Below are 19227 nucleotides of genomic sequence, written 5' to 3'. Positions count from 1 at the left end.
ATCGCCGGTCGTTTGCAGTCGGTTGGCTCGCCGATGGCGATCCGCGGACGCGCTGCCCGTATAATTTGATCCTCGACCGCGCCAGCGCCGCTGCTGGTTCCCGCTGCACCGGAGGCGTCCATGACCGAAGCCTATCGTCGAGTGACCCGCGATCTTCCGGAGCGTCGTGCTTTGGAAAAGGGCGGTTTCGCGACCGAACAACGTGCGCTGCGGACCTGGATCGATGCGTTGCCGGTGGCCAATTTCATGGTCGCCGCGCAGCGGCTCCTCGACGGATTGCGCGAGCTCAATCGACAACGCCTTGAAGGCCCCCGACGCCTCGATGCGTTGGAGATTCTTCGTCCTGCAGTCATCCAGCTTGCTGCTGTCGCCGACAAGCAAATCGTGGGCGCCAGCTTTCCGCTTCCCCCGCACAAGGTCGAACTCGGTCATCTTGCGCTCGGTTTCCAGGCCGAACTGGCGCTCGGCTACCGCTTGGCACTCGCGGAAGTGTGCGCGCCTTCCGGCAGCGTGCCTCTGCTGCGTGGAAAACAGGTCGCTCTTGCCGCAGTGCGCGCGCTGCGACATGCGGACGAGCATCTCGCCAAGGCGTGCCTTCTGTATCGGACGCCGCCAGTTGGCGCATGGCAGGCCTTGCACGACGTCTATGGATTCATCGCCTCGCTGCGCCTCGACGATCGTTCGGTCGACGATGCGTCGATCGGGGTCGAGCTCAATGCGCGCGAGGCCTATGGACACGCGCTGTTGTTCGCGCTCGCCAATCCATACCGGTCCACGCAGCGCGAGCAAGTGGACATGTTCGCGTTCACGCGCGCGCTGGCGCCGTTTTGCGATCTGCGCAACGGGACGGCCGGCCTTCGCGATGTGACCCTGCATGTGGACGCCGATCGGGGTCCGGGTTACTTGCCGGAGGAGCGTGTTGCGACTCAGCGCGATGTACTCGTGCTTCATCTGGAGCGTCTGTTCGCGTTCGTCGAATCGCAGATTGCGAGCGTGCCCGATGGCGGCCGCACGGTGGCCCTGCGGCAGCGCGGCGGACCGACCCTGCAGGTCGATCTCGCGCTGCTCAGGCGCTTTGTCGCGGCACTCGGAAATCTTGGAGAGCGCGTCCATGCGCGGCTCGGTGGGGGCTACATGCTCGACACCGTGCTCGGTCTGCACGACGCGCATGTCGTACTCGCTGGCGCGGCGGATTTCGACGGGTTCATGCGCCGCGTGTCCGGTCATGCAATCAGCCTGAGTGACGCGGATCGCGGGCCCACCTGGCGCCACGGCTCCAGCGAAAATGTCCGCTCCACCCGGCTCTCGGCGCGTGTGCTCGATCAGAGTCTCGGCGGGTATCGCGTCGTGTGGGAGCGGGGCGCCGCGGGCGACAACGTGCGCGCGAGGGTGGGTGAACTCGTTGCCTTCGCGCTGCCGGAAGCCAATCCCGACGCGAAGTCGGACTGGATGGTCGGGGTGATTCGCTGGATTCGCATCGACGAGATCGGTCGCGTCGATGCCGGCATCGAACTGCTCGCCCGGCGCGCGCTGGCGGTCGGGGTGCGCGCGATCCATGGAAAGCCGCGCAGTGCAATGCGCGGACTGCTGCTGGCGTCACCCGCAACGATGGGCGAGGAGGACTACGATTCGCTGATCGTCAGCACCGAGATCGATCGCGAGACCAGCGATATCGAGTTGACCGTACCGGCGGATATCATCGGTCCGCCAAAGGCCGCTCACACGCGCCAGGAACACGGGCTGAGAGTGATCGAAGCGACCGGCATCTACCAGTATTTTGCGCTGCCCATGGCGGACGTGCCGGCGGCGTTGGCGCAACCCATTCCGATGGAGCTTGAAACTTGACGATGTCCTCCGCGTCGCTGCACGAAGCCGCCGCGCGCCGCTCCAGCGTTCCCGTCTCCGTTGGCCCGATTGTCGTCGGCAGCGTTGCGCCGATCGTCGTGCAATCGATGACCAATACCGACACCGCCGACGTCGTCGGCACGGCCAGGCAGGTCGCTGAACTCGCACGTGCGGGTTCGGAGCTCGTCCGCATCACGGTGGACAAGCCGGAAGCTGCGGCGGCCGTCCCGCGCATCCGCGAGCGGCTCGACATGATGGGTTGCGACGTTCCGCTGATCGGCGACTTCCACTACAACGGTCACCAGCTGCTGGAGCGCGAGCCGGCGTGCGCCGAGGCACTGGCCAAGTACCGTATCAATCCCGGCAACGTCGGATTTGGACGGAAAAAAGACGTGCAGTTCTCGACGATCATCGAGTTCGCGCTTCGCTACGCAAAGCCGGTGCGCATCGGCGCGAACTGGGGCTCACTCGATCAATCGATGGTCGCGGCGCTGATGGATGAAAACCACGCGCGCGCCGTGCCATGGGACGCGGCGCGTGTGGGCCGCGAGGCGCTGATCCGTTCGGCTCTGGACTCGGCGGCACGGGCGGAGCAGCTTGGACTGGGTCGCGACCGCATCATCGTGTCGTGCAAGGTGTCCGGCGTGCAGGAACTGATCTCGGTGTACCGCGACCTCGCCGCGCGCTGCGATTACGCACTGCACCTCGGCCTCACCGAAGCGGGCATGGGCTCGAAGGGCATCGTTGCGTCGACCGCCGCGTTAGGCGTGCTCCTGCAGGAAGGCATCGGCGACACCATCCGCATCTCGCTGACGCCCGAACCGGGCGAGTCGCGCACCAGCGAAGTGATCGTCGCGCAGGAACTGCTGCAGACCATGGGGTTGCGCGCATTCACGCCTCTGGTCACCGCGTGTCCGGGCTGCGGCCGCACCACCAGCACGCTGTTCCAGGAACTCGCCAAGACCGTGCAGGATCACGTTCGAGCAAAGATGCCGGAGTGGCGGTTGATGTACGACGGTGTCGAAAACCTGACGCTGGCTGTGATGGGATGCGTCGTCAACGGGCCGGGCGAGTCCAAGCATGCCGACATCGGCATCTCGCTGCCCGGCATTGGCGAGGCACCTTCCGCACCGGTGTTCATCGATGGCGCGAAGGCGATGACATTGCGCGGCGCCAACATTGCGAACGAGTTCGTCGGAGTGGTGGAAGACTACGTTGCGCGCCGCTACACGCCACGGATGCATGCCGACTGAAATTGCGCAGGTTGTTCGCGAGGATGCGCGCTTTGGCGCGGCATTCCTGCGCCGGCATGGACTTCTTCTGGCGTTGGTCTTTCTCGGTGTGCTTCTGCCGCTCGCCGGATTCGGCGCATTGGCGCATGGGCTGAGGGAAGGCGAGGGTTTCCATTTCGATCTGCCGGCCCTCGAACTCGCGCATTCGATCGCTGCCCCGGGCCTCGACCGGTTCTTCATCGTCGTCGCGGCGCTCGGGTATCTGTACGGCGTAATCCCTGTGGATCTTGCGTTGGTCGGATGGCTCGGTTGGACACGTCGGGTGCGCGAAGCACTCTTCGCAGGCCTCGCCCTCGGCGGCTCCGCACTGCTCAACCTCGCGGCGAAACGCCTGTTCGCACGCGACCGTCCAAGTCTGTGGGAATCGATCGCACCCGAAGGCAATTACAGTTTTCCGAGTGGGCACGCCATGGGTTCGATGACGCTCGCCTGCGTGGTCGTGCTGCTGTTCTGGGCCACGCGCGCCAGATGGCGCGCGGTCGTCGGCGCGACGGTCTTCGTGCTGCTGGTCGGGCTGTCGCGCCTCTACCTCGGTGTCCACTATCCGTCCGACATCCTCGCCGGATGGACCGCGGCTGCGGCGTGGACCTTCGCGGTCTATGCAGTCGTGTTTCCATCCAGCCGGCCATGGAACGCAGATCGCTGAGTCTCGCGGCTTCAACAGCACGCCGTCTGCGACGAATTGCACGGCGTCGTCGAACCTCGCCTGCGGTGGCCGCGACGTGGAGAAGGCTGATGGATGACGCTGTCAGATCTGCGGTTCGACCGCGCTGACGATCGGTTCGCTCTGACGCTGGCGCGCGAGGTTCGCTTCTCGCCGCGCAATGTAGAGACTGGCGCCGATGACGATCGCCGCACCGAGGACGGTGTAGCGGTCCAGGGTCTCGCCGAACACCCACCACGCCAGCACCGACACGATGACCAGTTGCAGGTAGCTGAAGGGCGCCAGCATCGACGCGTCAGCCATGCGCAGCGCATGCGTCCAGAAGTACTGGCCGAGCGTGCCGAGGATGCCGATCACGATGAGCCATGGCCACAGTGGTGCCGGCGGCATCTGCCAGACCAGCAATGCAGCGGGTAACGACAGCGGAACCCACAGCCACGTGGTCAGGAGCACGATGGTATCGGGCGGATCGCTGCGCGACAGGAACTTGATGCTGATCGTCACGGTTCCGGTCGACACCGCGGCGAGCAGCGCAATCAGGCTTGCGGAAGTGAACTGGTCGGTCCCGGGCCGCACGATGACGAGGACTCCGATGAATCCGGCAACGACTGCACTCCAGCGCCGCGCACGCACGATTTCTCCGAGAAACAACACCGCACCGATGGTGACGAACAGCGGTGATGAATAGGAGAGCGCGATGGCCTGGGCAAGCGGAAGATGCGCGATGGCCCAGAACCCGGCGAGCATTCCAACGGTGCCAATCGCGCAACGCAGCACGTAAAAACCGAAGCGGTTCGTGCGAAGCGCGCCCCGCCCATGGCGCATCAGCAGCGGCAACGTGGCGATCGCGCCGAACAGGCTGCGGAAGAACGCGATTTCAAACGCATGCAGCGACTGTGATGCGTAACGGATCAGAATCGCCATCACGCCGAAGCTGCAGGCGCTCGCAATGATCAGCAGGACGGCACGCACTGGAAGCGCGGTGGTAGGAACCAGCGCAGTCGGGATCACGCTCACGGGGGCGGGCAGGGTGTCGGAGGACGCGAGCTGAAGTCTAGCATTCGACATGCGCGATGGCCGAGACGCTTGGGACGACCCAGGTCGCGATGTGCCCGAATGCGGGACGGAACGTCCCCCGCTGATGGTCGGACTCCCGACGCAACCGCATTCGACCTGCCATTGTGGAGTGGCCTGCGCGTCCGTTACGCTCGTCGTGCCTTCACCGAACCCTTGAGCCGATGGACGCAGCGGTTCCCTTCATCGTCGCGATACCCGCCCGTTACGGGTCGACGCGGCTGCCGGGAAAAGCGTTGCGGCAGATTGCCGGGCTGCCGATGATCGTGCGCGTCGTGCAGCGTGCGAGGGCTGCCGGTGCGCAGGACATCGTCGTTGCAACCGACGACGAGCGCATCGCTATTGCGCTGGCGACCAGTGATGTGCAGGTCGAGATGACACGATCCGATCATGCGTCAGGCAGCGACCGCCTGGCAGAGGTCGCAACCCGCCTGCACTGGCCCGACGACCTGGTGGTGGTGAATCTGCAGGGTGACGAACCGCTGGCGCCCGCGAGCGGAATCCGCGCGGTGGCTGCTGCGATGTTCGAAGATGATGCGCTCATGGCGACGCTGGCGACACCGATCATGTCGATGGACGAGTTGTTCGATCCCCACTGCGTGAAGGTGGTGCGCGACCAGGCAGGTCGCGCGCTCTATTTCAGCCGCGCTCCGGTCCCGTGGGCGCGCGATGCGTTTGCCACGTCGCGGGTGCAGTTGCCTGCGGACCTGCCATTTCTTCGCCACATCGGCATCTACGCCTATCGTGCCGGCTTTCTCCGGCGGTTTTCGACGCTGTCCGAAACGCCGCTGGAGCAAACCGAGTCGCTTGAACAATTGCGCGCGTTGGAGCACGGGTTTCCAATCGCGCTTCGCCTTGCACCGGAAGCATTCCCCGCAGGCGTCGATACCGAAGAGGATCTCGCGCGGGTCGAGCGCATCATCGGTGCGAGTGAGCGATGAGGCGCGTGCTGTTCGTTTGCATGGGCAACATCTGTCGCTCGCCGATCGTCGAATCGGTCGCTCGCGTCGAGTTCGCGCGTGCCGGAGTGGACGTCCACGTGGCATCCGCTGGAACCGAGTCCTACCACGTTGGAAATCAGGCTGATCCACGAGCGATCCGGGTGGCGGAGTTGCGCGGTTATCCGCTGTCCGAACATCGCGCCCGGCAGGTCCAGGTGCTTGATTTCGCGACGTTCGACCATCTGCTGGCGATGGACCGCGTGAACCTCGAAGCGTTGCAGAGGATCAGTCCTGCGTCAGCGCGGAGCAATCATTCGCTGTTTCTCGTATCCGCCGGTCTTGGAAATACAGAAGTTCCCGATCCGTACTACGGTGTGCAGGCGGATTTCGAACGGGTGGTCGACCTTGCACGGGCCGGTGTCGCCGGTCTGATCGGGCAGGCGCGCATGATGGGGGAGCCGTGACCATGGACGTGCGCAACGCAGCACCACCGCTGCCGGACGAGATCGAATGGGTCAATACCGCGACCCCGCCGAGGATCGCCGACCACCGCGGGCGGGTGGTGCTGCTGTGGTTCTGGAGTTACGACAGCGTCAATTGCTGGAACCAGATCCCCGACATCAACCGCCTCGCCGAAAAGTATCATGACGGATTGACTGTCATCGGCATCCATAGCCCGAAATATCCACGCCAGGCTGCCAGCGACGCGGTATTGAGTGCAGTCAACCGACTCGGCCTTCGGCACGCGGTCGCGAACGATGGAGAGTTTCGCGTTTGGCGCTCCTACGCGATCAGGAGTTGGCCGAGCATTGCACTGATCGATGCCGCCGGCGCACTTGCTGCGGTGTATCCCGGCGAAGGGAGTGGGGATCTCGTCGACGTGCGGATCGGCCAGCTTCTCGACGAGGCAGCGCTGAATGACCTGCGCGTCTACGAGCCGACCCCGCCTGTGTTGCGACCGCAGCCGCGCACTGCGCTCGCGTTCCCGGGCAAGGTGCTGGTCGACGAAAAATTTCTTTACATCGCCGACAGTGGCCATCATCGCGTGCTCGAATGCAGTCACGAGGGCACGGTGAGCCGGTCGTTCGGCAGCGGCAATGCGGGCCACGCCGACGGCAGCGCCAGTCAGTCGTGCTTCAACGACCCGCAGGGACTCGCGCGCTGGGGCAGCGCGCTGTATGTCGCGGATCGCGGAAATCATTCAGTGCGGCGCATCGATCTGGGCAACGGCATCGTCGAGACCGTGTTGGGAACCGGGCGCGCCGGCTTTGATCGACCCGAGAATGCGGACGCACGCTCGACAGCCCTCAACAGCCCGATCGACCTGTCTGTGATCGGACATCATCTGCTGATCGCCGTTGCGGGGCAGAACCAGATCTGGAAACTCGACCTGCTCGCATTGACTGTCGTGGTCTATGCAGGCGAAGGCGAGCGTGGCCTGCTCGACGGCTCTGCGATGGAAGCGCTGTTTGCGCAACCCAGCGGCCTTGCAACGATCGGGCGGAATCTCCTCGTTGCCGACGCGGCATCGTCGTCGATCCGCTGGATCGAACCGGGTGGTCGGGTCGAAACCATGGTAGGAACAGGCTTGTACGATTTCGGCGACGCAGTTGGAATGCGCGGCAAGGTCCGTCTGCAGAATCCGCTCGCCATTGCGACTGATGCGCGCAGCGCGATCTATGTGGCGGACAGTGGCAACAATGCGATCAAGCGCCTGGAACGGGAAAGCGGCAAGGCGCATCTGCTGGATCTGCTGTATGGGCTGAATGAACCGCAGGGTCTCGCGGTGCACGCGAACCAGTTGTGGATCGCCAACACGAATCGTCACGAGATCGCACGCGTGGACCTGGCAACGGGCGTCGTGCACAGGGTCGGCGCTGGCGAAAGCTGATCGTTGGTCTCTGCGCGGGTCTCGATGACGGATCCGCGCGGGCACACGCCGGCATGCGCACGGCGTGACCGCTTTGGCTGAACCGTCCTCACAACACATTCATGGGGCCAACGCGCCCCTCGGGTTTGGCCGATGCCGCCCTTATTATTCACGGATGTCCGAACCCTCCCTCGCTCCCCCTGATTTCGATGGCAAGGTCTTCGTCAGCACGCTGACCGGGGCGCCCGGCGTGTACCGGATGTTCGGCGCATCGGGCGACCTGCTGTATGTCGGCAAGGCAGGCAATCTCAAAAAACGCGTCGGCAGCTATTTCCTGAAACCGAGGCTGGAGCCACGCATTGCCGCGATGATCGCGCAGATCGCGGAGATCCAGACCACCGTTACACGCACCGAAGCGGAGGCATTGCTGCTCGAAGCGCAGCTCATCAAGTCGCTCAAGCCGCGCTACAACATCGTCCTGCGCGACGACAAGAGCTATCCATACATCCATCTGACCAGTGGCGATTTCCCGCGTCTGGCCTTCCACCGCGGTACGCAGCGGACAAGTGGCCGCTATTTCGGCCCGTTCCCCAGCGCTGGTGCGGTGCGAGAGAGCCTGGATCTCATCCAAAAACTCTTCCGCATCCGCAACTGCGAGGACAGCTACTTTCGCAATCGCTCGCGTCCGTGCCTGCAGCACCAGATCGGTCGCTGCACCGCGCCGTGCGTCGATCTCATCGCCATTCCCGACTACGCCGAGGATGTGCGGCACGCCGAGATGTTCCTCGACGGTCGCGGCAGCGCGATGATGGACGAGCTGGTCGGCACGATGGAACGCGCGAGCACCGAGCTCCGTTTCGAAAAGGCTGCACGCATCCGCGACCAGATTGCAGCGGTGAAGCGCGTGCAGGCCAACCATTACGTGCAGGGCGCGAGCGCGGACATGGACATCATCGCCTGCGCGATCCGAGCAGGCATCGCCTGCATCAGCGTGCTGTTCTTCCGCAATGGCGTCAGCCTCGGGTCGCGCGACTTCTTTCCGCGCCTCGCGGTCGAAGCCGATGAAGCGACCATCCTTTCGTCGTTCATCGCGCAGTACTACCTGGAACGTCCGGTGCCGGCGGAACTGATCGTCAGTCATGCGCCGGAGGACGCGGCGCCACTGGCTGAGGCGCTGTGCGCGCACTGCGGACATGGGGTCGAGATCAAGTCCAGCGTGCGTTCCGATCGCGCGCGCTTCCTCGACCTTGCCGGTCGCAACGCCGAAGCCGCGCTGACCTCGCGTCTTGCCAGCCGTCAGACGCTGCTGGCACGCTTCGAGGCCCTGCGCGACTTGCTTGGGTTGGGCGAGACGCCACAACGGATCGAATGCTTCGACATCAGTCACACGATGGGCGAAGCGACGGTGGCCTCGTGCGTGGTGTTCGGTCCGGAAGGTCCGGAAAAATCGCAGTACCGTCGCTTCAACATCGCCGGAATCACCGGCGGCGACGACTACGCGGCGATGCGTCAGGCACTGGAGCGTCGCTACAAGCGGATTCAAGCAGGCGAGGGGAGGCTTCCCGACCTGTTGTTGATCGACGGCGGCAAAGGCCAGGTCCAGCAGGCCATCGACGTGCTGAACGAACTCGGCGTCGAAGGCGTACCCATCGTCGGCGTCGCCAAGGGCGAGGCGCGCAAGGCCGGCGACGAAACGCTCATCCTCGGAGACTCCGGCCGCAGCGTGTGGCCCGGGCCTGGATCGCTGGCGTCCCATCTGATCCAGGCAGTGCGCGACGAAGCGCATCGTTTCGCGATCACCGGCCACCGCGGCCGCCGCGAAAAAGCGCGCGAATCAAGTACGCTGGAAGAAATTTCCGGAGTCGGCGCGCGACGACGGTCCGCACTGCTGAAACATTTCGGGGGCCTCGCGGGTCTGTCCAAGGCAGGCATCGAGGAACTGATGCAGGTCAAGGGCATCAGCCGAGAGCTGGCAGAACGCATTTACGCTACCTTGCACGGCTGACAACCCGAACCGACCGATGCCGATCACGATTCCAACCGCCCTGACCCTCTTCCGCATTGGCCTGTTGCCTGTGATGGTCATCGTGTTCTATGCGCCATTTCGCGGCGCGAACATCGCAGCGGCCGCAATCTTCATCGCGGCGGCCATCACCGACTGGCTGGACGGGTGGATCGCGCGGCGCTGGGACATGGGGTCGGCGTTTGGTGCGTTCCTCGACCCGGTTGCTGACAAGCTGATGGTCGCGGTGACTCTGTTCCTGCTCGTGCAGGAGAACCCGACGCCGCTTCTGGCGGTCACCAGCGCGATCATCGTCGGCCGAGAAATCAGCATTTCGGCACTGCGCGAGTGGATGGCCGAGATCGGCCAGCGCGCAACTGTGGCGGTCGCGACCATTGGCAAGGTCAAAACCGTCATGCAGATCATCGCCATCGTCGTGCTGCTCTATCAGCATGATCTGGAGACGTTGCGGCCGTTCTTCGTCGGCGAGAGCCTGCTGGTGATCGCCGCGGCGCTGACAATCGGATCCGGCATCCAGTACGTCCGCGCTGCGTGGCCGGTGCTCCGTCAGCAACGCTGAAACGCGCTGAGCGCAACGCGCGGGCGAGAAATGTTGCGCGATGGGGTTGACACCTGCGAGTCAGAACGTAATATGCGCGTCCCATGCGGGAATAGCTCAGTTGGTAGAGCACGACCTTGCCAAGGTCGGGGTCGCGAGTTCGAGTCTCGTTTCCCGCTCCAGAAAGCAGATGAAACCTCGGTCCGCCGAGGTTTTGTTTTTTCTGCAGGTTCGTCAGGATGACGGGCGGTCTCGGCGCCAAGGACAGCGCGCAACAAACAAATCGTCACCGGCCTGGTGGCAGAGTGGTCATGCAGCGGCCTGCAAAGCCGCGTACGCCGGTTCGATTCCGACCCAGGCCTCCAACGCATTCGTCGTGCTTGCGTGCGTTCGGGCGCTGTCCGATCGCGACGGTGATGGCCCTCCGGTGGACGAATCGTTACGATCTTCGTGCGCGCGTCAACGCAACGCCCGGATGGCGAAATCGGTAGACGCAAGAGACTTAAAATCTCTCACCCTTCGGGGTATCCCGGTTCGATTCCGGGTCCGGGCACCACATGTTCGTACGCGGTTCAACCGGCTCTTGTCCCGGTGGAGGCATTGCGCCGATCCACCCCACGCATTGCACCGCCGACCGATCGGCCGACGGTGCATGTGAATCGTCAGGCTGCGTAGTCCTTCAGCTTCTTGAGCGGACGGACCTTGACCTTGACTGATGCAGGCTTCGCTGCGAACCAGCGCTCTTCCTTGGTGAACGGATCCACGCCCTTGCGCTTCGGCTTGGCGGCGACCGCCTGGGACGTGACCTTCATCAGGCCGGGCAGGGTGAACGAACCGACGCCCTTCTTGTGAACGGAGTTCGCGATCGTCTGTTCCAGCGCTTCGAGCACCGCACGGACCGTCTTCGGTTCGGCGCCGCTGTGCGAAGACAGATGGCTGACGAGCGACGATTTCGAGAGAACTTCGGTCAGAGGCTTCATCTTTGCCGGAGCAGCAGCGGCCGGCTTCTTGGATGCGCTCTTTGCAGCAGACTTCTTCATGGCCATGAACAATTGGCTCCTGAGTGGGGGTAATGGCGGATGTGTCGCGCGGGGCAGCGATTCGCCTCGCACCCCGGTAGCGTATCCGGTTTGTCGGGCCGTGGCTGCGGTTTTTCGCGCAAAACAGGGGTTTTTTTCGACGTTTCCACCGGCATTGCGGTCTCCTGTGATCACATCGGCCTGCGTTGCGATCTGCCATGCGGCTCGGCAATCGCTGTCCGGGCCGTCGCTGGCTCGGCCGATCAGGTCACCAGTCGCTTGCGCATTGCATATCGGACGAGTTCCGCGCTGTTGCGCAGGTTCAGTTTGGCAAGTACGCGACTGCGATGGTTCTCGGCCGTTTTCGGCGTGATATCGAGGCGGATTGCGATCTCCTTGATGGTCAGTCCATCGACGACCAGATGCAGCACTTCACGCTCGCGCGCCGACAGCGCGCCGTAGGGATCGTCCGGAGCATCGGGATGTTGTAGTTGCCCTGCCAACGCTTTCACGGCGAAAGGCCCGAAGTGCACGTCTCCGTTTGCAACGGTGCGGATGGCCTGCAGCAATTCGGTCGTTGCGACGTGCTTGACGACATATCCACGAGCGCCTGCGCGAACGGACAGCAGGACGTATTCGTCTTCTTCATGCATCGTCAGCACGAGCACGCGCGTGCGGGGAAGTTCGTTCGTCAGCCGCCGCACGACTTCAATGCCATTGAGTCTTGGCATCGAGATGTCGATGATCGCGACATCCGGCTGCGTCGCGTGCGCGAGCTCAATCGCGACGATGCCATCACCTGCTTCGGCGACGACGATGCATTCGCCACTCGCGCGCAGCGTGGCGACCAAGCACTCGCGCATGACCGTGTGATCATCTGCGATCAGAAGGCGGATCATGGCGTACGCCTCTCAGGGTCGTTGATCGGAAAATGCGCGGTGACGCAGAAACCGTTACCGGCGGCCGAGTCGACATGGAGCCGTCCGCCGAAGAGCCGAACGCGATCGCGGATTCCTCCAAGGCCACTGCTCTCGCTGGCGCCACTGCGCGCGAGAGCGGTCGCCGGATCGCCGCCGCGCCCGTCGTCGCGAACCGAAAGGGTAGCCAGGCCGTCGCGCAGCTTCAATTCGACATCGACGCGCTGCGCTTGTGCGTGCCGCGCGACATTTGCCAGCGATTCCTGGGCGACGCGGAACACGAGCGTGCACCGATCGCCGTCGAGTAGCTGCACGTCACCTTCGATCGACAACTCGACGTCCAGGTCGTGCGTCTCGGTGAACGTCCGCGCCAGCCATCGCAAGGCCTGTTCGAGCCCGAGATCGTCGAGGATCTGCGGTCGCAACAAGCGCGACAGCGAACGCGTGTCCTGCAGCGTCGACTCTGCAATCGCCTTCGCGTGCCGCAATCGTTCCAGTGCCCGCACATCGGTCGACTCTGGCGGGAGCGCCGCCAGTGACTCGGTGAGAAGGTGGATCAGCGCGGTGATGTTGTGCCCAACGCCGTCGTGGAGTTCGTGTGCAATGCGGCGCCGTTCGTCTTCCTGCACCCGCCACACCGAGCGAGCGAGCTGGCGGAAATGATCCTGCCCGTGCTGGAGCTGATCGATCAACGTGCGGTGTTCGTGCAACAGCGACTCCAGCTGCTCGCGCAGCGGACCGGTCTCCATCGGGGTATCAGTGTGCATTGCCATCGGGCGCCTCCTCGCGCAATCGGCGGTCCATCTGTTCCTCGAGCGAAGTGTGATCTTCCGGTGGCGCCTGCGCCAGCAGCTGCTCTCGCGCTGCTTTCGCGGCATCGTGCGCAGCGTCCGCCTCGACGCCGGCTGGCAAGGCACGTGCGCCCAGTTCATGGATGGTCGAAGCCTGCCGATAGTCGCCGACGTCAGCCAGCAAGGCGAGCGCCTGACGGTAGCGGGCGATTGCTGCAGACGTGTTTTCACTCTTCAGAGCGGCTGCCGTTTCCAATTCGAGCCATTGCAGTCGCAGCGGAATTTCATTGACCTTGCCGGTGTCGCCACCGAAGTCCGCGAGCAGGCTCTTCGCTTTCGGGAGGTCCCCGGATGCCAGTGCCATCCTCGTTCGTTGCAAGCGTATCTGCTGGTCCAACGTGCCACTGTGAGCCTTTGCGGCCGAGGTTGCCGCTTCGTCCAGCAATGTGGCCACTCTCTTCGGATTGGAAGCGAGCACCGCTTCTTGTGCGCGAACCAGTAGAAAGGCTGCCTGCTGTTCGCTGCCCAATGCATCAGTATTGATCGATGCGAGAAGAGTACTGGCGTGCATCGTGTTGCCAAGCGCAGTCCACACGCGCGCCAAAACCAACTGCGCACCGGTTTCCGTACGAAGGTCGGACCGCCGCGCTGCAATTTGTGCGGCCTGCGTGGCGTTCGCGATCGAATCCGAATACCGACCCTGCAAGAACGCAAGTTCAGCCAAGTGGACGAGACTTACGGACGTTTGTTCCGAGAGTTGGCTGGACTCCGCATGCGCGAGCGTCTTCTCAAGGCGCTCGCGCGCGGCCACGAAATGCCCGCGCGCAAGATCGAGCACGCCCATGTTTTGCTCCACCGTGAGCATGCGTACGCGGTCATCGAGCTTTTCGTAGGTGGCGAGGGCCTGCTGCCAATAGACCTGGGCGTCGTCGAACATTCCGAGCTGGAAGGAGCTGAAGGCCACGTTGTCGAGGCTTTCTGCGACAAGAGCCTCGTTGCCCAGCTGCCGGCGCATCGCCAGCGATTCCCGATAAGACGAAAGCGCTGCCGGGAGATCGCCGCGCTCCTCGTCGATGATTCCGCGATCGTTGTACAGATCCGCGAGATTGGCACGATCGCCGATTCGCTCAAGAATGGCCTTTGCCTTGTCCAGCGTGCGTTGCGCTTCGTCGTGATGGCCCCCGACGGATTCAACGATGGCAAGGTTGCGCAACGTCTTGCTCAGGCCGATCTCATCTCCCATTTTCTCGCGAATTGCCGCGGCGCGGGTGTACTGCTCGATCGCCGCATCCTGCTGCCCAAGGCGGTCATAACCCAAGCCGAGTGCGTTTCGAGTTTCCGCTTCCGCCGCCATGTCTCCGCTACGTGTAAAGAGGACCAACGCGCGAAGCAGATAGTCGTCGACGGCGATTCGCGGCTGCCCCTGCTGAATTCCCGTGCGCCCGAGCAAGTACCATGCGCGCGCGTCCTGGTCGTCGTTACGCACAATGGCCTTGAAGAGGTCCATCGCCTGCTCGCCACGGCCGCTGTCTGCGTGCGTCTCGGCGTTCAACAACGCCAGCGAAGCGTCATTGGGGTACATGTTTATACTTGTTTCGAGTGCTTGCGAGGCTTTGCGTCCCTGGCCTTCGCCAGCCAGGGATCGCGCATAAAGTTCAGCCGCGACCGGTCCGCCAGTTGCGGCAAACTGCGTGATGATCGCGCTGCGAATCGTCTGAGCCGCCAGAACGTGACCGGCTTGCTCTTCCGCATCGAGTCGAGCCGATTCGACCAGTGCGCTCTTGTCCGGCGGAGGGAGTGTCTTGGCAAGTTGAGCGGCTGCCGCGTCGGCGTGGTGAGCGTCGAGCGCAAGAAGTGCTCGCCCCAGTGGCTCCATTGCCTCGGACGAAAGTGCCGGCGGCGGTCCGGGTTGCCAATCCTGGGAACTCAAGGCGGCTCCGGCCTTCTGAAGGTATTTCTCCAGCAGTTCGTCAACGCTCCGCGCTTCCAGTTCGAGCAGGACTTTGGATGCCGGCGCATCGGGCTCTGTCAGCTCCAGTTTCATCTGTCCATTTCCAGCGCGCACAATCGAACCCGTGAACAGCCGCGTGGCATTTGCTGCTTGGGCGATTTCCGGCAACTGGTGGGTGAACGCATCCGGAGACGTGTCGGGAGCGACGCGCTGCAGCGCATCGAGAATCCGCCGCCGTGGCACGATGGCCAGTGCGCGATCGCCGCGCATCCACGCGCGCAAGTGCGCATCGACTGCTCTGGCTACTGCGGCAAGCTCGACATCGTCACCCGGCGCGTTCAACGGCAGCAGCGCAATCCTGGGCACGCGCACCGCGACGGGAGCAAGCAGCCTGGACACGAAATCGGGATGGCGCCAAATTGCGACGCCCGCGCCACCGAGCGCGAGGGCGACGGCCATCGACGTTGCGACGACTCGCCAATCGACAGGACGCCGCGGCACCCGGCGGGTATCCATTGCGCGCATCGCGGACTTTGCCGAATTCAGACGATGTGCGGGATTGATCGCGAGAAGACTGTTGCTGAACGCATGCAGCCAGCGCGGAAGATCCGGGCGCGCCTTCGCGAGTGACGGCGGTGGCCTCAAGATGCGCTGCATGACGGTTTCCGCCGGCGTACCGCCCGAGAATGGCAGTTCCCCGACGAGCATTTCATAGAGGATGAGGCCAACCGTGTAGAGATCGCTCCGCGCGTCGATCACCTGGCCTCGCGCCTGTTCGGGCGACAGGTATTCGGGCGTTCCGACGATCATGCCCGTCTGCGTCAGGCCAGTGGCTCCGAGGCTTCGGGCGATTCCGAAATCACTGATGTAGGCATTGCCGTCGGGGCCGAGAAGCACATTGGCGGGTTTCAGATCGCGATGAACAACCCCCTTGAGGTGCGCGGCGGCCAAGCCATCGAGAAGGCCGTGCGTGATCGCGAGGGCCTCGTTCAAAGGCAGGGCGCGTGAGCGATCCAGCCGCTGTTCGAGCGATTCGCCCGAGATGTAGTCCATGCTGATGAACCAGCGTCCGTTGTCCTCCGAAATATCGTGGATGCGTACAACGTGAGGACTGGAAACTTGCCTGGCGAGCAGGAGCTCGCGACGGAAGCTCGCGAATGCGTCAGGACGGCGCGCCAACTCGGGGCGTAGCAACTTGAGCGCGACTTCTATGTCAAGCGACTGGTCAAAGGCGCGGTACACGACTCCCATGCCGCCGATGCCGATGAGCGACTGGATCCTGAACCTTCCACCCAGAACATCACCGGCACGAAGTTCGCTGCCGATGATGACGCCGGTCATTGTGGCGGCCTGGTCGACAGGAAGGACTGTTTCTCGCGTCATCGGCGCACGATAGCGCGGAAAAGGGCGTGCGCGACAGGTGCCCAGGTCCGCGAGGGAGATCCCCGTTGTGCTTCGTCTTTAGCGGGTGGCGTCGGACACCAGGTCTGTCCAAGCGGGTGGTTGCACCCCAATACTCGCTGCGCTGCGAAGTGCGTCGGCGATGCGGTCTTCCAAACGGGCCGCCTCGATGGCCGCCGCTGCATGCCGGGTCACATTCTCCACCAGTTCGATGTCGAGTTCCGTGATAGGTGGGCCGGGTAGTCGGCTGTCCGCATAAAGCACACCGATTGAGCGGTGGCTGAGTGTCAGCGGCATGCAGAGGAGCGAGCGGATGCCGCCCAGTCGCACACTGGGGCGGGCAGCAAGCCACGGAGAATCATTGGTATCAACGCAGACCACATACTCGCGGGTCGTAAGCGCCTGTTCGACGGCCGCGGCGCTCCCGGCAAAGTGCCTGTTGGAGAGGTCATCGACGCGAAGTCCTCGCGTCGCATGCACTCGAAGAGTTTCGCCGTCGGGTGCATACAGAACGAAACCGCGCTCCAGGCCCGTCAATTGGAGCACCATGTCGAGCGTTTGCGGTATCAGCGCCCCAATTCCGAGTTGAGGGAGCAATCGAGCGGACAGCGCCCGCGACATTGATCGCCTGCTCTCGGAACTTGCGACGGCCGCAGCCCCCGCGACCGCGTCCAGTGGTTCCAGAGAACAGCTGATGTCTCCGATCATGAACCAGGTCAAGTTGATGAACTCGGCGCGGCCCGTCAGCCGGCCTTCAACGCTGATGCCGTTCTTGCTGCCGGTGTCGTGCAGAAGCCACGAGCCGTCACTGCCCTTCAACTCTCCATGCTGGCGCGAGATCGATCGATGGTCGAGTCGAATCTCGCAGTCCGACGAACGACCGATCGTATAGTTTCGGCCATCTTCAAGCACCCGCATGACCGCGGCATTGTCCGGAGGATAGGCGCAAAAGCGGGCGGGCATGGCGGCTGGGTCAGGGATTCGAAGCGCCACCTTGCAGTCGAACGAGCGAAAAACGCAAGGTCTTGGCCAGGCTGAGCATCTCGCCAGCGTCATTGGTCACGGAATGGTCTGCCTGCCAGACATTCGCGATGTCGCCGTTCGTGGCACCGATCTGAATTTCGAGGATCAGTTCGTCAAGCGCAGAAATGGCGGCGCCGACGTCCAGCAAGACCAGCAGTTGCACTTGGCTCAACAAGCCCAGCAGATCGCCCTGCAAGACGTTGTTCAAAGCGGCAGCCAGAATTCTCACATCGAGGTCGACGATCTTTCCAAGTACGACCGTCAGCACGAGCCGATTGTCCTCGACCACAACGAACTGGGAAAACGCGCCGCCGCGACCGCGCGTGCGGACACTTCCGCTCAGTACGTCCTCGGTGATGTCCCCGAAAAGGCCGCCCACTGGGGCTTTGAGTATCCGGTAGCGGCTGTTCTGTACAAACGTGAGGTTCGCGGTGTGAATTTCCACCTGATAGTCGTTGAGGAACGACAGCATGCCCGTGCCATCCTCGTTGCCGTCGAAATTCGTCTTGAAGAGCCACCCCAGATTCGGCGGTTCCACAGTGATCATCATTGGAAACGCGGGGTCAACGACCACGCCTGCCACATTGGCGAAGCGTGCGGTCAGGATCGGATCGTTGGGGTTGACCAGTTCCGCCGTCAAATTCAGACTTTGTGCGTCCAGGTTGAGCGGCGTGTCGAACGTGATCGTCACTTCCGCGTCATAGGTATTGGCGCCATTCGCAAGCGAGATCTGGGCGTGCGCAACGTTTCCCGTGACACTCACGATGACCGCGGCACGCGCAGGATTCGCACATAGGCACCCCAGCGCGCCGAGGACGGCGAGCACGGCGGAATATCGACTTTGGATGATCACGTTTCCGCCCCTGTGCCGCTGCTGCGCAATGAATCGCCTTGTTCCATCGGCTTATACCAAGGGTACGCCAAATGACAAGTGCATCCGAGCATAATCCGTTCCTTTTCAGCGATTTGGGGGATTTTCCCCTGAGGAACTGAGGACAAAGCGAAAATCGTGCCGAGGCGCGAAAGCGTGTCGGGCCGGGTCAGGGTAAAGGCTTCGGCTGCGCTGCCGACAAACGTGGCGCGTAGGTGACCCGTCTGATGCGGAGCCAAAAAAAACCGGCGGATCCAAGTGATTCGCCGGGTGTGAGTGAATCAAATGCCGGATGTGCCATTCGCTGTCGAGTTCAATCCCTATCTGTGATCTCCCTGCGCGAATGGATCTGCCGGCCCTCGTTTCAGGTTTCGGTGGATTCGCTCATCGACACAGGTGGGTGCGTCAGTACATCGGGACTGCGTCGTCAGGTGGGTCGTTGCGCCGGTGGCAATCGTCGGGGCTTGGGCTCGGTTCAACCTATCTGGTGGACTCCCTGCTGAATCTCTGGCTGATCCCGAAATGCGGGTTGGCGTGAGGAGTTCCTGCAAGTCGAATGCGCCACTGCATCAGTTGTTCGCACCACAAGGGGCGTTGCAAAACGTGTTGAGAGGTTCGCGCTACCGGGAACGGCCTTCTGACCATTTCGTCACCCTATCTGTGGTCTCCCTGTCCGCTCCGTTCGCCGTGCCCTGGGGCCAGGCCTTGGCGAGCGTCACGAGCAGGTCGAATACGCCACTACCTCGGGTTTCTTGTCGATCTCGGGCCGGTTCCCGGTCTTGCAAAAATCGTTCAGTTCGTGCGGATCATTCAAACCCGTTGCAGTAGATGGAATCCTGCAGAACGAGCGCCATGTCGATGCCAGAGTCGAGCATCTTGTTGATCTGGTCAGGCGTGTAATTGCGCAGGCTGAAGATCGCCCTCTGCGTGACACCATCAACCGTAGCAGTCACGGCGTAGCAACCTGAAATTTCATTGGCGGTGGCGCTCAAGGTGATTTCACCGTT

16 protein-coding genes and 3 tRNA genes are annotated in these 19227 nt (G+C 63.1%); 11 read left to right on the top strand and 8 right to left on the bottom strand.

Annotated elements, in window-relative coordinates; translation table 11 throughout:
• The first annotated feature begins 120 nt into the window (after window positions 1-120).
• Genes ABIV12_RS11880 through ABIV12_RS11870 form a run of 3 tightly spaced genes read left to right on the top strand, consistent with a single transcriptional unit; the run spans window position 121 to window position 3783 of the window.
• Window positions 121-1845, top strand: a complete 1725-nt coding sequence (locus tag ABIV12_RS11880; RefSeq protein WP_348059508.1) for a hypothetical protein — start codon at window positions 121-123, stop codon at window positions 1843-1845.
• Window positions 1846-1847: 2 nt separating this feature from the next.
• Complete coding sequence (gene ispG / locus ABIV12_RS11875; protein ID WP_348059530.1) at window positions 1848-3098, top strand: flavodoxin-dependent (E)-4-hydroxy-3-methylbut-2-enyl-diphosphate synthase; 1251 nt, start codon at window positions 1848-1850, stop codon at window positions 3096-3098.
• A complete protein-coding gene (locus ABIV12_RS11870; protein WP_348059506.1) occupies window positions 3088-3783 on the top strand; it encodes a phosphatase PAP2 family protein in 696 nt (231 codons plus the stop codon). The genes ispG and ABIV12_RS11870 overlap by 11 nt, the downstream gene beginning before the upstream one ends.
• Window positions 3784-3885: 102 nt before the next feature.
• Here the strand turns inward: ABIV12_RS11870 and ABIV12_RS11865 are convergent, their stop codons facing one another.
• Window positions 3886-4773, bottom strand: a complete 888-nt coding sequence (locus ABIV12_RS11865; RefSeq protein ID WP_348059528.1) for a DMT family transporter — start codon at window positions 4771-4773, stop codon at window positions 3886-3888.
• Between the two features lie 266 nt (window positions 4774-5039).
• On the opposite strand from ABIV12_RS11865, the gene kdsB reads away from it, so the two are divergent.
• The 8 genes from kdsB to ABIV12_RS11825 all read left to right on the top strand — a co-directional run bounded on the left by kdsB (window position 5040) and on the right by ABIV12_RS11825 (window position 10803).
• Entirely contained in the window at window positions 5040-5816 is a 777-nt protein-coding gene (gene kdsB, locus ABIV12_RS11860) for a 3-deoxy-manno-octulosonate cytidylyltransferase (RefSeq protein WP_348059504.1), read from the top strand.
• A complete protein-coding gene (locus ABIV12_RS11855; RefSeq protein ID WP_348059502.1) occupies window positions 5813-6280 on the top strand; it encodes a low molecular weight protein-tyrosine-phosphatase in 468 nt (155 codons plus the stop codon). Before kdsB ends, ABIV12_RS11855 begins: the two co-directional genes overlap by 4 nt.
• Window positions 6281-6282: 2 nt before the next feature.
• Window positions 6283-7707 (top strand): alkyl hydroperoxide reductase, encoded by a 1425-nt coding sequence (locus ABIV12_RS11850; protein ID WP_348059500.1) that lies wholly within the window; start codon window positions 6283-6285, stop codon window positions 7705-7707.
• 154 nt (window positions 7708-7861) lie between these two features.
• Window positions 7862-9691 (top strand): excinuclease ABC subunit UvrC, encoded by a 1830-nt coding sequence (gene uvrC, locus ABIV12_RS11845; RefSeq protein ID WP_348059498.1) that lies wholly within the window; start codon window positions 7862-7864, stop codon window positions 9689-9691.
• A gap of 16 nt (window positions 9692-9707) precedes the next feature.
• A complete protein-coding gene (gene pgsA / locus ABIV12_RS11840; RefSeq protein ID WP_348059496.1) occupies window positions 9708-10268 on the top strand; it encodes a CDP-diacylglycerol--glycerol-3-phosphate 3-phosphatidyltransferase in 561 nt (186 codons plus the stop codon).
• Window positions 10269-10353: 85 nt separating this feature from the next.
• Window positions 10354-10429, top strand: a tRNA-Gly gene (locus tag ABIV12_RS11835).
• 109 nt (window positions 10430-10538) lie between these two features.
• Window positions 10539-10612: transfer RNA gene (locus tag ABIV12_RS11830), tRNA-Cys, on the top strand.
• 104 nt (window positions 10613-10716) lie between these two features.
• Window positions 10717-10803, top strand: a tRNA-Leu gene (locus ABIV12_RS11825).
• 106 nt (window positions 10804-10909) lie between these two features.
• On the opposite strand, the gene ABIV12_RS11820 is transcribed toward ABIV12_RS11825, so the two are convergent.
• From ABIV12_RS11820 to ABIV12_RS11790, 7 genes are all read right to left on the bottom strand, one after another.
• Complete coding sequence (locus tag ABIV12_RS11820; RefSeq protein WP_348059526.1) at window positions 10910-11287, bottom strand: HU family DNA-binding protein; 378 nt, start codon at window positions 11285-11287, stop codon at window positions 10910-10912.
• Window positions 11288-11529: 242 nt separating this feature from the next.
• Window positions 11530-12165, bottom strand: coding sequence for a response regulator transcription factor (locus ABIV12_RS11815; protein ID WP_348059494.1), 636 nt, complete (start codon window positions 12163-12165; stop codon window positions 11530-11532).
• A complete protein-coding gene (locus ABIV12_RS11810) occupies window positions 12162-12956 on the bottom strand; it encodes a sensor histidine kinase (protein WP_348059492.1) in 795 nt (264 codons plus the stop codon). The genes ABIV12_RS11815 and ABIV12_RS11810 overlap by 4 nt, the downstream gene beginning before the upstream one ends.
• Entirely contained in the window at window positions 12940-16308 is a 3369-nt protein-coding gene (locus ABIV12_RS11805) for a tetratricopeptide repeat protein (protein WP_348059490.1), read from the bottom strand. Before ABIV12_RS11805 ends, ABIV12_RS11810 begins: the two co-directional genes overlap by 17 nt.
• 78 nt (window positions 16309-16386) lie before the next feature.
• On the bottom strand, window positions 16387-17289 hold the full coding sequence (locus tag ABIV12_RS11800; protein ID WP_348059488.1) for a GAF domain-containing protein: 903 nt from the start codon (window positions 17287-17289) through the stop codon (window positions 16387-16389).
• A gap of 10 nt (window positions 17290-17299) precedes the next feature.
• Entirely contained in the window at window positions 17300-18202 is a 903-nt protein-coding gene (locus ABIV12_RS11795; RefSeq protein WP_348059486.1) for a DUF6689 family protein, read from the bottom strand.
• 824 nt (window positions 18203-19026) lie between these two features.
• Window positions 19027-19227 (bottom strand): hypothetical protein (locus ABIV12_RS11790; RefSeq protein ID WP_348059485.1); only part of this gene is annotated, 201 nt, incomplete at its 5' end.

Origin of the sequence: Dokdonella sp., from assembly GCF_039926425.1 — a bacterium.
Taxonomy (GTDB): domain Bacteria; phylum Pseudomonadota; class Gammaproteobacteria; order Xanthomonadales; family Rhodanobacteraceae; genus Dokdonella_A.
The sequence above is the reverse complement of the archived record's forward strand: the minus strand, read 5'-3'. Positions and strand labels throughout refer to the sequence as shown.

What these genes read in the sequence shown, in the direction of transcription:
- uvrC (WP_348059498.1), top strand. Translation starts at nt 7,862, where the DNA reads ATGTCCGAACCCTCCCTCGCTCCCCCTGATTTCGATGGCAAGGTCTTC.
- kdsB (WP_348059504.1), top strand. Translation starts at nt 5,040, where the DNA reads ATGGACGCAGCGGTTCCCTTCATCGTCGCGATACCCGCCCGTTACGGG.
- ispG (WP_348059530.1), top strand. Translation starts at nt 1,848, where the DNA reads ATGTCCTCCGCGTCGCTGCACGAAGCCGCCGCGCGCCGCTCCAGCGTT.
- ABIV12_RS11805 (WP_348059490.1), bottom strand. Translation starts at nt 16,308, where the DNA reads ATGACGCGAGAAACAGTCCTTCCTGTCGACCAGGCCGCCACAATGACC.
- ABIV12_RS11815 (WP_348059494.1), bottom strand. Translation starts at nt 12,165, where the DNA reads ATGATCCGCCTTCTGATCGCAGATGATCACACGGTCATGCGCGAGTGC.
- ABIV12_RS11870 (WP_348059506.1), top strand. Translation starts at nt 3,088, where the DNA reads ATGCCGACTGAAATTGCGCAGGTTGTTCGCGAGGATGCGCGCTTTGGC.
- ABIV12_RS11880 (WP_348059508.1), top strand. Translation starts at nt 121, where the DNA reads ATGACCGAAGCCTATCGTCGAGTGACCCGCGATCTTCCGGAGCGTCGT.
- ABIV12_RS11800 (WP_348059488.1), bottom strand. Translation starts at nt 17,289, where the DNA reads ATGCCCGCCCGCTTTTGCGCCTATCCTCCGGACAATGCCGCGGTCATG.
- ABIV12_RS11855 (WP_348059502.1), top strand. Translation starts at nt 5,813, where the DNA reads ATGAGGCGCGTGCTGTTCGTTTGCATGGGCAACATCTGTCGCTCGCCG.
- ABIV12_RS11810 (WP_348059492.1), bottom strand. Translation starts at nt 12,956, where the DNA reads ATGGCAATGCACACTGATACCCCGATGGAGACCGGTCCGCTGCGCGAG.
- ABIV12_RS11820 (WP_348059526.1), bottom strand. Translation starts at nt 11,287, where the DNA reads ATGAAGAAGTCTGCTGCAAAGAGCGCATCCAAGAAGCCGGCCGCTGCT.
- pgsA (WP_348059496.1), top strand. Translation starts at nt 9,708, where the DNA reads ATGCCGATCACGATTCCAACCGCCCTGACCCTCTTCCGCATTGGCCTG.
- ABIV12_RS11850 (WP_348059500.1), top strand. Translation starts at nt 6,283, where the DNA reads ATGGACGTGCGCAACGCAGCACCACCGCTGCCGGACGAGATCGAATGG.